A 13,500-nucleotide genomic window follows, 5' to 3' on the forward strand; every position below is an offset into this window, starting at 1 on the left:
AGAACGAATGGTGGAGGCACAGCGTGAAGACGGCTGTCAGTAATACAACTCAACAGGTGTTATCAACCTGGCAAAAAAAGCGTGGCGCGTTCAGCGCATTTTCCCGTAGCGTGCTGGTTATCCTGCTGTGTACGGCGGGACTAAGTGGAAATGCGTTTGCGGCTCCGGCGACGACGCCGTTATCGACACAGAATGCCGCGCAGCCTGCTGCTGCGTCCCCTTCCGCACCTGTCACGACCGATGCACAAGCACCGACGTCAGCGCTCACGCTTCCTGCCAGTGCGGCACCGGGCACCAATAACCTGATGAAAACCGACTTGTCCGTCTGGGGCATGTACCAGCACGCTGATGCCGTAGTGAAAACGGTAATGATCGGTTTGCTGCTGGCTTCCGTGATTACCTGGGCGATCTTCTTCAGTAAAAGCGTCGAAATGTCTGGCGCGAAACGTCGCCTGCGCCGTGAGTATCTGGCGTTGGAACAGGCGAAAACACTCGACGATGCGCTGGAAACGGCGGATGCGTTCAAAACGGGCAGCGTAGCGCAGCAATTGTTGGCGGATGCACAGAACGAACTGGATCTTTCCGCCCGTTCGGATGACAACAACGGGATTAAAGAACGCACCGCGTTTCGTCTGGAGCGTCGTGTGGCGGCTACCGGGCGTCATATGGGGCGTGGTAACGGCTATCTGGCAACGGTCGGCGCGGTTGCACCGTTCGTGGGGCTGTTCGGTACGGTATGGGGCATCATGAACAGCTTCATCGGTATCGCACAGACGCAAACGACTAACCTGGCGGTGGTCGCACCGGGGATTGCAGAAGCTCTGCTGGCGACGGCGATTGGTCTGGTTGCCGCGATTCCTGCGGTTGTCATCTATAACGTCTTCGCACGCTCGATTGCTGGTTACAAAGCTACGGTCGGTGATGTGGCTGCACAAGTGCTGCTGCTGCAAAGTCGCGATCTCGATGTGGCTGCCAGCAACGATAACCGGGCGTCTTCAGCAGCGCATAAACTGCGGGTGGGTTAAGTCATGGCGATGCATTTGAAGGAGGACGTGGGTGATGACGGTGAAATGCATGACATTAACGTCACGCCGTTCATTGACGTCATGCTGGTTCTGCTGATTATCTTTATGGTGGCGGCGCCGCTGGCAACGGTGGACATTCGTGTCGATCTGCCTGCTTCATCGGCAGTACCGCAGCCGCGGCCGGAAAAGCCGCTCTATCTGACGGTAAAAGCGGACAAGCAAATGTTCCTGGGGGAAGAGGCGATTAACGATCAGTCTCTGGCTCAGGTACTGGATGCGAAAACCAGTGCCAATAAAGAAACGACTATCTTCTTTCAGGCAGATAAAAGCGTCGATTATGAAACCATCATGAGCGTGATGGATTCACTGCGTAAAGCGGGCTACCTCAAGGTGGGTCTGGTTGGCGCGGAATCTGCCGCCGCTAAGTAACGGCTGATCGATTCAAAAGGGAATGTGGTGCGATGCTCTAAGAAGCGACGCTAACCGCGTTCCCTTTTTACGTTCTACCTGCTGGTGAAGTGTGTTGGGCTATGTCGCGAGTCATGCCCGCGAGTCAGGATGACGCCAGTGAATCCGCGTCGGGATATAGCGCCGATCTTCTTCAAGCGGCTGTTGTGCAATCAAACTCGTAATCATTTCAAAGCTGTTGCGTGCCAGATTTTCACAATCCTGCGCCACGGTATCGATCTTCAGCGGTAAACAATCAAACAGATAGTGATCGTCAAAGCAGCACAGACGGATGCCGCTTTCCATCAGGTTATGCTGGTTCATATAACGCAGCACGCCTTCCATCAGGCCACAGGCGGCAACAAACAGTGCTTTTGGCGGGCGACCCAGCGTCGCACACAGTTGAGCAAACATTTCATAACCTGCGCTGGGGTGGTAGTTGCCATGAAGAATCCACTCCGGCTGGCACTCGATACCGGCACGCGTCAACCCAAGCTGAAAGCCTTCCAGACGGTGGCGAGTCGGGGAAATTCGCGGCTGGCCGCCAAGGAAATAAAATTCATCACGATGCTGGCGGGCGATACGCTCGACCATTTCTGCTGTGGATTCTACCGCTTCGGAAATGACCATCGGCAGTGTGGAATCACCAATAATCCGGTCAAATTGCACGACGGGCAGCTGCTGATTAATTTTCTGATACTCGATATCACTCAGCAGGCTGGAAGCGACAATCAGGCCATCGACCTGGCGCTGTACCAGACTGTTGACCGCCATCATCTCCTGACTGGCATTTTCATCGGTACAGGCAATTAGCAACTGTAGCCCAGCTTCGCGGCACCGCATCTCCAGTTCGCGGGAAATCACGGCAAAGCCGTAGTTGGTCATTTCTGGCACCACCAGCCCCAGCGTGTTACTGCGTGAGGAACGCAGTGAACGTGCGTGAATACTGGGCTGATAACGCTGCTCGTGTGCGACGGCTAAAATGCGATCGCGCGTTTCATCAGAAACGCGGAACTCTTTGCTGCGGCCGTTCAGCACCAGGCTGGCGGTAGATTTTGATACACCGGCCAGCGCGGCGATGTCACTGATTGTTATGCGTTTAGTCGGTTTCACCGCGAGGTCTGCTATCAGAAAAAAGGAAAGTTATTCTATCACGCATGGCGCTAACAGCCAGTGTTGTAGCGTTAATTGCCCAGAGCCGCTGAACGTCATGGTCGCCTCGCTTTCCGGGAAAGTTCGTGCAGACATCACGGCCTCGCCATCGTTGATAAAAATTTCAACGCTGGAGCGATCGCACAATATCTGTAATTGACGCAGGTCGCCGCGCCAGTAGCGATGTTCAGGTTCGCCTGTGCGTCGGTTGCGTCGGCTTATCGTTACGCGTTCACCGTCCCAACAGAGAACAAGCTGGGAGGCAAGATTGAGCTGGAATTCCCCCTGAACGGTGATGAGCACTTCTGCGCTACTAATGGGTAGCGGCGACGCGTAGTCTGCTGCACCACGCCAGGTGTAATGCTGTCTGCGCAACTGTTGTAATTCGCGCGCAGGACGTTGATAAACGCGATCGTCATGCAGCGTGAGTTCACGCGCGCAGGTCATAGTATGAATCCAGCCGTGCTCGATCGTCGGTTCAAAAAATTCATTGTCGTCAGGAATCGACATCCAGCCAAACAGCAGGCGTCGCCCGTCTTCACTCAGCGTGGTTTGTGGGGCGTAAAACTCAAAGCCGAGATCCAGTTCATGGAAACCCTGATGCGAGTAATCGCCGTTTTCGTAGTCGAGTGAGCCAATGAAATAGCCCGCCTGAAAGGTATTCAGGTAGCGTTCATCTTCAGCGGGAACGCCTTGTGGGCAGCAAATCAGTATGTCTTCGCCATCCAGCGGGAACAAGTCTGGACACTCCCACATATAACCAAAATCACCGAGCCCGCCCAAACGAGAGCCGGCGATCTCGGCGATCTTTTCCCACGCCAGCAGATCGGCAGAACGATAGAGCACGACCTTCCCCTGAAGATCGAGATCCTGTGCGCCGAGCACCATGTACCAGTGGTCACCATGACGCCACACTTTCGGATCGCGAACGTGGCCAGTGTAGCCGTCTGGGAGCGTCAGAACCGCTCCCAGCTTGTCGTATTCACCGTTAGGATTTTCGCGGGCGAGACACTGAAACGCGGTGCGTGAGCCATCGTCGTATTTGACGTTACCCGTGTAAATCAGCGTGATCGCACCGTGATCTACGACGGCAGAACCGGAGTAGCAGCCGTGGCTTTCATAGCTTTCGCTCGGCACCAGCGCGACGGGTTCATGCTTCCAGTTCACCAGATCGGCGGAACTCCAGTGCCCCCAGAATTTTGCTCCGTGGGCACAGGCCAAAGGATTCCACTGATAAAACAGATGGTAACGCCCGTTGTGATGAATAAATCCGTTCGGATCGTTAAGCAGACCCACACACGGTGACAGATGCCATTCCGGGCGATATGGGTCTTCCTGTTTCCGTGAGTGACCTGACATCAGGGCGTGCGCCATGCGTTTTACTAAGTGGACTTCCTTCATTATTCGCTATCCGTTTTGTATTTCAGCAATAAGGAAATGACAAAGGCGGCACCGAATGCAATCAACATCCCAATCAGGTAGTTAAGCATCGAGCCACCTTGCACAATGGCTAGCCCCGGAAAACCGGTCAGCCCGACCGCCGTCATATTGACGTGATTGAAGACGACCCATGCGCCACCGAGCGCACCACCCGCCAGTGCTGCGAGGAACGGCTTAATGAAACGCAGGTTGATACCAAAGATCGCTGCTTCGGTGATACCCAGCAGACAGGAAAGCCCCGCCGGAACGGCAATCGCTCTGGTTTTGGCGTCACGCGTTTTAAAGTAGACCGCCAGACACGCGCCGCCCTGCGCCACGTTCGCCATTGCCCAAATTGGCAGCAGGAAGTTGACGCCGATATTCGGGTTGCCGAGTAGTCCGGCTTCAATCGCATGGAAGCTGTGGTGAACGCCGGTGATCACGATGACGGAGTAGAGGCCACCGAACAGTAAACCCGCGAACCAGCCAGCATGAGCAATCAACGTGCTGAGGACGAGAGAAATACCATCGCCAAGCGCGCGTCCTGCTGGGCCGATGAGCAGCATCGCGACGAAGCCGGAGATGATGACCGTCAGGAAAGGCGTAACGATGATGTCCAGTGCGTCCGGTACGACTTTACGCAGGCGTTTTTCCACAAGACTCATGAACCAGACGGCCAGCAGTACTGGGAATACGGTACCCTGATAGCCAATCATGGCAATGTCCATGCCGAAGAAATGCATGGTCTGGAAGCCCCCCGCCACGCCCCAAGCGTTGGTCAGCGCAGGATGGGTCAGAATGCCGCCCAGCGTTGCACCCAGATAGGGGTTGCCGCCGAATTCCCGTGCAGCGGTAAAACCGATCAGAACAGGCAGGATAATAAAGGCAGCGGAGCTGAACATATCCAGCATCACAAAGATCGCGCTGTTGGCATCTACCCAGCCGTAGGTCTTGATCATGCCGAGCAGCCCCATCAACAGGCCGGAAGCGATAATCGCTGGCATTATAGGGACGAAGATGTTCGATAGCAGACGCGCCAGACGTTGCAGCGGATTCAGCTTTCTCGCCGCGATAGAGGCGGCTTCAGATTTGCTTGATTCGCTGATACCTGCGGCTTTAATGAACTCGGCATACACTTTGTTAACCAGTCCGGTGCCGAAAATAATCTGCATTTGTCCGGCGTTCTGGAAGCATCCTTTCACGCCGTCAACGTTCTCGATCGCTTTCTTGTCGGCCAGGCTGTCGTCATTCAATACCAGACGTAGACGGGTCGCACAGTGGGCCGCGCTGGCGATGTTTTCTTTCCCACCGAGAAGGGGGATTAGCGCGGCGGCAGTAGCATTGATATCCATGTTATTCCTCTTTTTCAATAGGATATGCAGTTTCTTTGGCGTCGATTAGCGTGTCATCGACGCCAAGGCTAGCCAATGATCAGAACCAGGTTTCCATCTGGATGCCAAAGTTCCATTCGCCGCCTGCTTTAAAGCCGGTGGAGCCGAACGTATCATCGTTGGAGTAGTTATCCAGTCGTTTATCCCAGTCCATGTAGCTGGCAAACACGCGTAGTTCAGGACGGCTGAAGAAGTTGCCGATATCGCCAACCTTGAATGTAGGCGCGAAGGTCAGTTTATAGAAGCCGCCGCTCACCTGATTCAGGCTCCGATAACCGCGCGGATCGAGGCCCATGTATTGATAGCTGCCTTCATAGGCCAGTGCAAAGTTTTCGGTGATTTCCTGAATCAGGCGCGCATTAAAGGTCACCCATTCGTAGCTATCGCCGCTGACGTAACGGTCTTTGCTGGTTTGCGCCAGAATGGACGGTGCGAAGCTCCAGGTCTTGTTCAGCGCTGTTGTGCCGTAGGTCGCAAAGCGCCATGTGTTGGCGTCGTTGGTGAGGTTACCGTCGGAACCGATACTCTTCACTTCGCCGCCTAGCCCGTGGCCGTAGAGGATCGCAGTTTTCGATGTCCCGTCGCGTAAGCCGTAGAAGCTGTCGCCGTGGTAAGCCACCATCGCGTGATAGCCTTTGCCGCCCGCATTGGTATTGGTGACGGTGATGTTATCGCGGCTTGTGCCAGTGTTCTCTTTTACATCATTGTTCTTCGCGGTTAATCCGCTCAGCATGAACTGGAATGGCCCAACGTAGTTGTTGGCGGTAAAGACGTAGTTTTTGATGTCGTTATCCAGCGAGGTGATTTCACCGAGGCTGCGGCCATACAGCGAGAAGTTACTCTTGGCGCTATCTGCCCATTTCACGTCATAGATCCCGCCGCCAGTACCGGCGAGGAACACGACATCGCTATCCAGCCAGTGGATATCGAAGTTATCGCGATCGAAGCGTTTACCCGCCCACAGCGTAGTGTCCTTAAAGACATCGGTGAAAGTCGGCAGTGAGCCCAGCTCGACGAAGGCTTCGCGGATGTTCAGATCGCTGGTGGTCGCCGTCCAGTCGTTATAGCTGCGCTGACCGTCCGCCATCATCACCTTGAATCGGGTGGTTGCGCCGTTATCCAGCTTCTGTTTGTGCTCTAGTTTGAGCTCGACGTAGGTGTCGTCTTCATTACCCAAACGACCAATATGCCCGCCTGTCTGACCGGCAGGGGACATGCCCGGCCCGATATCGGTTTTGGCACTGGTGGCGGAATCATTGATCGACAGGCCGGAACGCGCGTAGCCGTGGAATTCGAATCCATCGGAGAATGACTTCTGTTTGGCCAGCGCCGTTGTGCGCTGCTCCACCTGCTGGGTTTTTTGTTCGGTTTGGGTGGTGCGGGTTGCTAGCTGCTGGGTTTGCTTTTCAGCAGCATTGGCTCTGGCTTCGGCGGCCTGAGCGCGGGCTTCAGCCTGTTGCAAGCGTTGTTCCATTGCGTTCAGGCGGTCTTCGATACTGTCGGTGTTGGCAGCAGAAACATAAAACGGGGCGGAGAGTAATAATCCTATCGTCACAGCAAGGTGGCTTGGTTTCATTTTTTCGTTCTCGTCGTGAAGGAGATTTATTGTTTTTGGAATTCTCATGTTTAGCTAAATTGCTAAACCGGTTTTTCTTGAGGAAAATAAAAGCCAGCAGAAGGGTTAGCAAGAAATTTCACTCACCCGATTCTGTAACTGTGATCCTGACTACAAAACCGGGCGGTAATCGTATTAAACGAGGGGGGGATTAGACCTTGGCTAAGGGGAGTGTGTACAACTGCTGGGCATAGGGAAGCGCCGTCATCGCGCCTTTTGCCGTAGTAGCTAGTGCGCCGCACCGTTGCGCCTGCTCGATAATCGGATCCCAGCTCAGCGGCTGTGACAAATCATCATATTCCGCCAGACCGTGCAGCAAACCGGCAACGAAGGCATCCCCTGCACCCGTGGTATCGACAGGTGTCACCGAGGGGGCAGCAAAGTGTTGTAGCTGGTGGCGATCGTGCAGCCAGACACCTTCGCTGCCCAGTGTCACCAGCAATAGCCGAGTGGGGTAGCGCAGCATGAATTGCTGGATCCCTTCTTCAACATCAGATGTTGGACAGAGAAAGGTCAGCTCTTCACACGACAGTTTCACCACATCGGCCAGCATCAGCGCTTGTGTCAGGCAGTCGCGCAGTTCCTGCTCGCTTTGCCAGAGGTCGTCACGGATATTGGGGTCGAAGCAAACGCGCCCCAGCGCGGCTTTAATCTGTCGCATTGCCTCAAACGCGGTACTGCGCGACGGTTCCTGCGACAGTGCGATAGAACAGAGATGCAGCCATTCTCTCCGGTTGAATACCGGCAGATCTTCCGGTTGTAGGAACAGGTCGGCACTCGGGCGTACCATAAACGTGAAGGTGCGTTCACCCGCGTCATCGAGGCTCACGACCACGGTTGATGTGCGGTGGTGTCTGTCGTACGCCATGTAGTGGGTATCGACGTTTTCTTCTTCCAGCACCGTTTTTAGAAAATGGCCAAAAACATCGTCACCGACGCGACCGACAAAGGCGCTGTTTCCCCCCAGTCTGGCAATGCCAACCGCGACATTGGCTGGCGCACCGCCAGGACATTTCAGATAGCGTTCCGTATCTTCCGGGATGAGATCGACAACGGCGTCGCCCATGACCCAAATTTTGTTTGCCATAAAGTTACTCTTATCAACGATAGTCAGACTATTTGCTAAAATAGAAGAATCGGTTTAGCTAAGCAATACCCTTCACCGCAGAGACGCACCCACATCAATAAAACTTACATTTCCACACCGTGTTGGTGAAAATTTATGCGATAGTCATCACGTTGCCACGGTCATAGGACTAAACAAAAGGGCTTACCATCCGATAGTTATGGGGCGTGGCCAGAATTAATCTGGAAATTAAGCTGCAAAAAGGACGAATGGAGAAGGATATGCGTTACCCCACCTCTTTCTGGGTTTATCCCGGTGCGTAATTACAACCTGCTTTGGGGAATATGGGCGATATGGGCTTTATTGGTTGTCGTCTGGCTTGTTGATATTTATAGCGAATTTTCCCTTCACTATTACGGTCAGGGAGTGGCTGCCATGCTGGCCACAAGTGCCGTGATTGCATTTTTCTATACTGTTAAAAGGAATAACACGATGTTTTCATTTGATAAAAATAAGAAAGACCTAAAAGAGCCGCAAGGGCGCAGTGAAATAAACAGCTCTCCCGCTATCAGCCCATCGAACGAGTTGATTAATTCAGTGAACCCTGTGCGCGTGAAAAAGGATACCTTCATTTCTCAGGGTGCGCGTATGACGGGCTCTCTGTCCGTTGATGGCAACATCACCGTGGAAGGTCAGGTAGAAGGTGACGTGCAGTGTGATAACACGATTAAAGTGGAGCATACCGGTCAGGTAAACGGCGAAATGAAATCGCAGCAGATCGTCATCAACGGCCGTGTGGAAGGGCGCGTAGTCGCCAGCGTCGTAGCGATTCTGGCGCAAGGAAAAGTGTTCGGCGATATCTTCACCGATGAACTCTCAATTGAAAAAGGTGGCATTTTCACTGGCCAATCCCACCCGTTGACCTCACCGACGCAGAGTCAGGAAAAACTGACCTACGTGGAAAAGAAAAAAGAGAAAACTGGCAAGATGCCCGCAGGGCAAGAGAATGTCGTGGTGTTAGCGGAAAGTGCGCCGACGGCGTGAAGCTCGTTCATTCATCTCTGAATGACAACTCCGTGTTCCCCGCATCAGCGGGGATAAACCGAATAGCAGGGATGTAAATCATACGAGTTTCCTTATTGTCAACTCGTTCCGTTTACGGCATATTATTTCCAATTTGGAAACAAAAGGGAATGAATCAGGATGCATGTGATTTCGCGCGCACCTTTTGATGCTGCAACCAACCAGTTTCCGAATCAGGCGGTAGCACTCGCTGACCTATATCGGGTTATAAAACGCGAAATGTATGCAACGCCGGAGGATATGAAAAAACGCTTTCCCAGCTTAGATAGGATGAAATATCGAGAAAAGTGGTGGGTTATTGATATCGGTGGTGGGCATCTTCGAGTGATGTTTTTTGCTGATTTTGAGCGAGGGAAAATCTTCATCAAGCACATAACATCCCATGCAGAGTACGACAGGCTGACAGAGTATTACCGGAGGAATAAAGAATGATGTATGCAGATGCCATCAAGGCAGCTAACGATCTGACGAGTATCGTACCGTTCCTCGGGGGCAGCACCTCTCGTAAGGATTATGAGGATGCACTGAAACTCACTGAATATCTGATCGAGAGTGAGCCTGATAGTTCGCTAATCGATATGCTGACTGCCAAAATTGATAAATACGAAAATGAGGCGCCGGAGTTTGCAGCCTTCAACGAACGTATTAAAGCACTCCCTGCCGGTATCGCTTTGCTACGTGTCCTCATGGATCAGCACCAGCTAATGCAGAGTGATTTTGAAGCTGAGATCGGTAAAAAGTCTCTGGTATCCCGTATTCTAAACGGTGAGCGTACGTTAACACTTGCTCATATGAGAGCTCTCGCTAAGCGATTCAATATTCCCGTGAGTGCTTTTGTTGATTAACACGATGGTTAAGCGACTTTTGCTAAGAGCAGCATGATTCACCGCACTGTAAAGCTTTCCCGCGTGGGGTATCTCGCTTCTGGTTGGCGCGATGGTGGATTACGTGTCAGTATTAAAGAACGCTATTTTTGTGCTCACCGTACTGGTGAGGCGCTATGCCAATAATTTTTTGTCTTCCATACGTTACCCGTAAGGAGGTGATATGAAAGTTGAAGCCGCAGAGTCATCCGTCTTTGCCAGCCAGCAGGTGATGGCGAAGCGTTCCACAGAGCATGCGGAGAAAGTTGCGCTGTCCGAACAGCTTCAGTCTTATCAGGCGAGCAGCGGTGCCGTTCCTGCTGGTCAGACGACGCGGTATGATTTCACCCGCATTAGCCCTGCCGAACTGTATGAAACGGTCGGTAGTCTGGTTAGCAGCGGGCAACTGGGGCGCGAAGAAGGCTCCGCACTGCTGGGTTTTATCTCGTCGCCGCGCGCGAATGTCGGCAGTGTGCCGCCTTCTAATGTGTTCCAGCCGATTAATGTTTTCGACACCATCCAGCAAGGTGCTGCAGGTGCATCATCCCGTAGTGAAGTGCAAAATACCGAAAGCCTGCAACGTGCGGCAGAGGCGCTGAATCGTTTTCAGGGGCAAGTCTCCAGCATTAGCGTTTACGTCTAGCACATCGGTACGCGATGGCCTGATGACGTCATCCTTTCCCCCCGCCCCCCGCCCCCCGCAAACGTGGGGGATAGTCGTTTTATAGCTCGTTCAGCGTGGGGTTTTAGCTTTGATCTCCGTCAGCAGCGCGATCAGCGCCTGCACGTTGTCGTCCTGTGTACGCCAGGATGAGACGCTAATTCGTAATGCCGGACGCCCTTGCCAGACTGTGCCGCCAAACCACGCCTTGCCCGAAGCCTGTAACGCTTCCCGTATTGCCGTCGTTTGGCTGTCGGTTTCCCCACGCAGCAGAACCTGATTGAGCACCACCCGATTTAATACCTCAAAACCCGCATGACGTAGGCCGTCGGCGATCAACGTTGCCTGTCGGCAGTGCCGTTCGATCATCTCAGCCACGCCGTCACGCCCCAACGTACGCAGCACCGCCCACACGGGAATCCCTCGCGGGCGACGGGAAAATTCGAGCGTTAGATTCTTTTGGGCATCGCGTGCCGCGCTTGAGTAAACCGCATCTGCGTTCATCGCTTCGGCTAACGCGTCCGCATTGCGGCAAATTGCCATCGCACAGTCGTAGGGAGTGTTCAGCCATTTATGCGCGTCCGTTGTCCAACTGTCAGCCAGCTCGATACTTTCGGTGAGTGCCGCGTGAGACGAGGCTCTGGCCCAGAGCCCGAACGCTCCATCAACGTGAACCCAAGCGCCTGCCGCTTTAGCTATTGGGATGATCTGTGCAAAGTCATCGAATTCGCCCGTGTTTACCTCACCAGCCTGCAAACAAAGAATCGTGCGATCGTCTAACGGAGGTAGCTGTGTCACATCGATCTGCCCAAACGCATTAACAGGCGCGACGATGATATGGCGTAGCCCAAAGCCGAGCACGCGCAGTGCTTTCTTCACGGTGATGTGAGTCAGCGCTGAAATCACGACCTTAATTTCAGGGGCGCCGATCAGCCCATCGTTATCAAAATCCCAGCCCTGTTTTGCCAACATCGCGCGGCGTGCGGCGACCAGACAAGAAAGGGTACAAGCCGTGGCGCTGGTGCCGAAACCGACGGCACTTTCTTTCGGTAACTTCAGGATATCAAGCACCCAGCGGCTGGCGAGGCGTTCCAGCGTGGCGGATACCGGCGAATTATCAAAGGTGGACGCACACTGATCCCATGCGATCATTAATCGCTCGGAGGCGGCAGCAATCGGTAATGCGGCGCCAATAACAAAACCGAAATAGTTCGGGCCATTGGAGGCGGTGGTGGCCGGTGAGCCGACCTCATCTAATAGCGTCAGGGTGTCTTCAGGCGAGAAGCCTTGTTGCGGCAGCGCTTCATTAAAACGCGCCAGCGCCGAGAGGGCATCGGCATCGGGGAAAACCCGACGCTGTGCATTCCCTGCCAAATAACGCCGACCACGCTCATCGGCATCGGCCAGTAATGTCAGTTCGCTCATGGTTTCTCCTTCATCAATAATCATTTCCTGTTATCACGATGGCGTGAATGCTGTCGGTGACGGTGCTGAAACGTGCAGCGTCATTTTCCAGAAGAGTAATGCTAGCAGGCTGACGACTGCGCCAAGGAGGCACACGCCTGACCAGCCCGAAGCGTCATACGCCACTGTCGTTGCCATCGCGCCAAGCCCGCTGCCGATGCTATAAAACAGCATATAACAGCCGACCAGACGGCTGTGCGCATCAGGATGCGTCTTGAAAATCATACTTTGGTTGGTAACGTGAATAGCCTGTCCGCCCAGATCGAGAACGATGATGCCGACCACTAATGCGAAGAGAGAATAGGGTGCTAGCCACAGCGGCAACCACGATGCCAGCAGCAATAACAGGGCGATACCGCTGACCCACTGTTCGCGGCCTTTATCAGCTAACGAGCCCGCTTTCACTGCTGCCAGTGCGCCGAGAATACCCACCAGACCAAATGCACCGATAACCGTATGAGAAAAGAAATAGGGCTCGCGACTCAGCGGCAGAACCAGCGCGCTCCAGAAAATGCTCAGGGCAGCAAACATCAGTAAAGCGATGACGCCGCGTATTTGCAATACCCGCTCTTTACGCAGCAGGGTCAGCATAGAAAGCAACAGCGCGGAATAATGCGGGCGCTGTCGAGAAGGCGGCTGATGCGGCAGTAAGCGCCATAAAAGTACGGCAAGCAGGAGCATCAGCAGTGCGGAAAAAAAGTATACGCTGCGCCAGCCTGCCATATCGGCGATGAAACCGGACAGTACGCGAGCCAGCAAAAGTCCAATCACCACGCCGCCCTGCGCGGCTCCCACGACGCGTCCACGCTCCTGCGGTGCGGCAGCCGTCGCGGCATAAGCAATCAAACCCTGAGTCATTGCCGTGCCGAACATGCCTACGGCCAGCATACTGATCAATAAATACAGGGATGTGGTGGCTAGCCCAACGGCAATTAGTGCCACGATTAGCGCGCTCAACTGGGCCAGCATCAAATAGCGTCGATTGAGGATGTCACCCAGCGGCACTAGTAGAATTAACGCCAGCGCACAGCCAAGCTGTGTTGCTGTCATCACGCCGCCAACGGCGGCGATACTGATGTGAAAATCTATCGATAATGCATCCAGCAGCGGCTGTGCGTAATAAACATTGGCGACGCTGAGGGCGCTGGCACAGGCAAACAGCAACACTAACGCGCGCGGTAATGTCGTTTGCGCAGGCGGTGTAGTGCTGTAAAGAGTGCTGTAAAGATCATATTCAGTGACGGATGACGTGGTATGAATAGGACTATTTTTCATAATATCGGCTTTCACTATTTTATTCGGTTTCAAAACAAA

General features: G+C 53.7%; 13 protein-coding genes. 6 read left to right on the forward strand and 7 right to left on the reverse strand.

The genetic code is table 11. From position 1 onward, the window contains the following. Nucleotides 1–23: 23 nt before the first annotated feature. Entirely contained in the window at nt 24–1,025 is a 1,002-nt protein-coding gene (gene exbB / locus DCX48_15425; protein ID QXE15792.1) for a biopolymer transporter ExbB, read from the forward strand. A 3-nt stretch (nt 1,026–1,028) separates the two neighbouring features. Next, nucleotides 1,029–1,454 (forward strand): TonB system transport protein ExbD, encoded by a 426-nt coding sequence (exbD, locus tag DCX48_15430; protein QXE15793.1) that lies wholly within the window; start codon nt 1,029–1,031, stop codon nt 1,452–1,454. 111 nt (nt 1,455–1,565) lie between these two features. Here the strand turns inward: exbD and DCX48_15435 are convergent, their stop codons facing one another. From DCX48_15435 to DCX48_15455, 5 genes are all read right to left on the reverse strand, one after another. Then, a complete protein-coding gene (locus tag DCX48_15435) occupies nt 1,566–2,585 on the reverse strand; it encodes a LacI family DNA-binding transcriptional regulator (protein QXE15794.1) in 1,020 nt (339 codons plus the stop codon). 30 nt (nt 2,586–2,615) lie between these two features. Then, on the reverse strand, nt 2,616–4,025 hold the full coding sequence (locus tag DCX48_15440) for a sucrose-6-phosphate hydrolase (GenBank protein QXE15795.1): 1,410 nt from the start codon (nt 4,023–4,025) through the stop codon (nt 2,616–2,618). Further along, on the reverse strand, nt 4,025–5,395 hold the full coding sequence (locus DCX48_15445) for a PTS sucrose transporter subunit IIBC (GenBank protein ID QXE15796.1): 1,371 nt from the start codon (nt 5,393–5,395) through the stop codon (nt 4,025–4,027). Before DCX48_15445 ends, DCX48_15440 begins: the two co-directional genes overlap by 1 nt. 79 nt (nt 5,396–5,474) lie before the next feature. Further along, the gene (locus tag DCX48_15450; GenBank protein QXE15797.1) at nt 5,475–7,010 is read right to left on the reverse strand and encodes a carbohydrate porin; all 1,536 of its coding nucleotides are present in this window, start codon (nt 7,008–7,010) and stop codon (nt 5,475–5,477) included. A gap of 190 nt (nt 7,011–7,200) precedes the next feature. After that, complete coding sequence (locus DCX48_15455; protein ID QXE15798.1) at nt 7,201–8,136, reverse strand: aminoimidazole riboside kinase; 936 nt, start codon at nt 8,134–8,136, stop codon at nt 7,201–7,203. Nucleotides 8,137–8,607: 471 nt separating this feature from the next. On the opposite strand from DCX48_15455, the gene DCX48_15460 reads away from it, so the two are divergent. The 4 genes from DCX48_15460 to DCX48_15475 all read left to right on the forward strand — a co-directional run bounded on the left by DCX48_15460 (nt 8,608) and on the right by DCX48_15475 (nt 10,704). Continuing rightward, on the forward strand, nt 8,608–9,159 hold the full coding sequence (locus DCX48_15460) for a polymer-forming cytoskeletal protein (GenBank protein QXE15799.1): 552 nt from the start codon (nt 8,608–8,610) through the stop codon (nt 9,157–9,159). A 159-nt stretch (nt 9,160–9,318) separates the two neighbouring features. Continuing rightward, complete coding sequence (locus DCX48_15465; protein QXE15800.1) at nt 9,319–9,630, forward strand: cytoplasmic protein; 312 nt, start codon at nt 9,319–9,321, stop codon at nt 9,628–9,630. Next, complete coding sequence (locus DCX48_15470; protein QXE15801.1) at nt 9,627–10,043, forward strand: helix-turn-helix domain-containing protein; 417 nt, start codon at nt 9,627–9,629, stop codon at nt 10,041–10,043. Before DCX48_15465 ends, DCX48_15470 begins: the two co-directional genes overlap by 4 nt. Before the next feature lie 202 nt (nt 10,044–10,245). Next, nucleotides 10,246–10,704 (forward strand): hypothetical protein, encoded by a 459-nt coding sequence (locus DCX48_15475; protein ID QXE15802.1) that lies wholly within the window; start codon nt 10,246–10,248, stop codon nt 10,702–10,704. 90 nt (nt 10,705–10,794) lie between these two features. Here the strand turns inward: DCX48_15475 and DCX48_15480 are convergent, their stop codons facing one another. Both DCX48_15480 and DCX48_15485 read right to left on the reverse strand, forming a co-directional pair. Further along, nucleotides 10,795–12,147, reverse strand: coding sequence for an aspartate aminotransferase family protein (locus DCX48_15480; GenBank protein QXE15803.1), 1,353 nt, complete (start codon nt 12,145–12,147; stop codon nt 10,795–10,797). Nucleotides 12,148–12,180: 33 nt separating this feature from the next. Then, complete coding sequence (locus DCX48_15485; GenBank protein QXE15804.1) at nt 12,181–13,461, reverse strand: MFS transporter; 1,281 nt, start codon at nt 13,459–13,461, stop codon at nt 12,181–12,183. Nucleotides 13,462–13,500: the final 39 nt, after the last annotated feature.

The sequence above is a fragment of the Pectobacterium atrosepticum genome, assembly GCA_019056595.1.
GTDB classification, from domain to species: domain Bacteria; phylum Pseudomonadota; class Gammaproteobacteria; order Enterobacterales; family Enterobacteriaceae; genus Pectobacterium; species Pectobacterium atrosepticum.

Bases quoted from the DNA above. Each gene is read 5' to 3' on its own strand.
- exbD (QXE15793.1), top strand. From the start codon at position 1,029: ATGGCGATGCATTTGAAGGAGGACGTGGGTGATGACGGTGAAATGCAT.
- DCX48_15440 (QXE15795.1), bottom strand. From the start codon at position 4,025: ATGAAGGAAGTCCACTTAGTAAAACGCATGGCGCACGCCCTGATGTCA.
- DCX48_15445 (QXE15796.1), bottom strand. From the start codon at position 5,395: ATGGATATCAATGCTACTGCCGCCGCGCTAATCCCCCTTCTCGGTGGG.
- DCX48_15450 (QXE15797.1), bottom strand. From the start codon at position 7,010: ATGAAACCAAGCCACCTTGCTGTGACGATAGGATTATTACTCTCCGCC.
- DCX48_15455 (QXE15798.1), bottom strand. From the start codon at position 8,136: ATGGCAAACAAAATTTGGGTCATGGGCGACGCCGTTGTCGATCTCATC.
- DCX48_15460 (QXE15799.1), top strand. From the start codon at position 8,608: ATGTTTTCATTTGATAAAAATAAGAAAGACCTAAAAGAGCCGCAAGGG.
- DCX48_15465 (QXE15800.1), top strand. From the start codon at position 9,319: ATGCATGTGATTTCGCGCGCACCTTTTGATGCTGCAACCAACCAGTTT.
- DCX48_15470 (QXE15801.1), top strand. From the start codon at position 9,627: ATGATGTATGCAGATGCCATCAAGGCAGCTAACGATCTGACGAGTATC.
- DCX48_15475 (QXE15802.1), top strand. From the start codon at position 10,246: ATGAAAGTTGAAGCCGCAGAGTCATCCGTCTTTGCCAGCCAGCAGGTG.
- DCX48_15480 (QXE15803.1), bottom strand. From the start codon at position 12,147: ATGAGCGAACTGACATTACTGGCCGATGCCGATGAGCGTGGTCGGCGT.
- DCX48_15485 (QXE15804.1), bottom strand. From the start codon at position 13,461: ATGAAAAATAGTCCTATTCATACCACGTCATCCGTCACTGAATATGAT.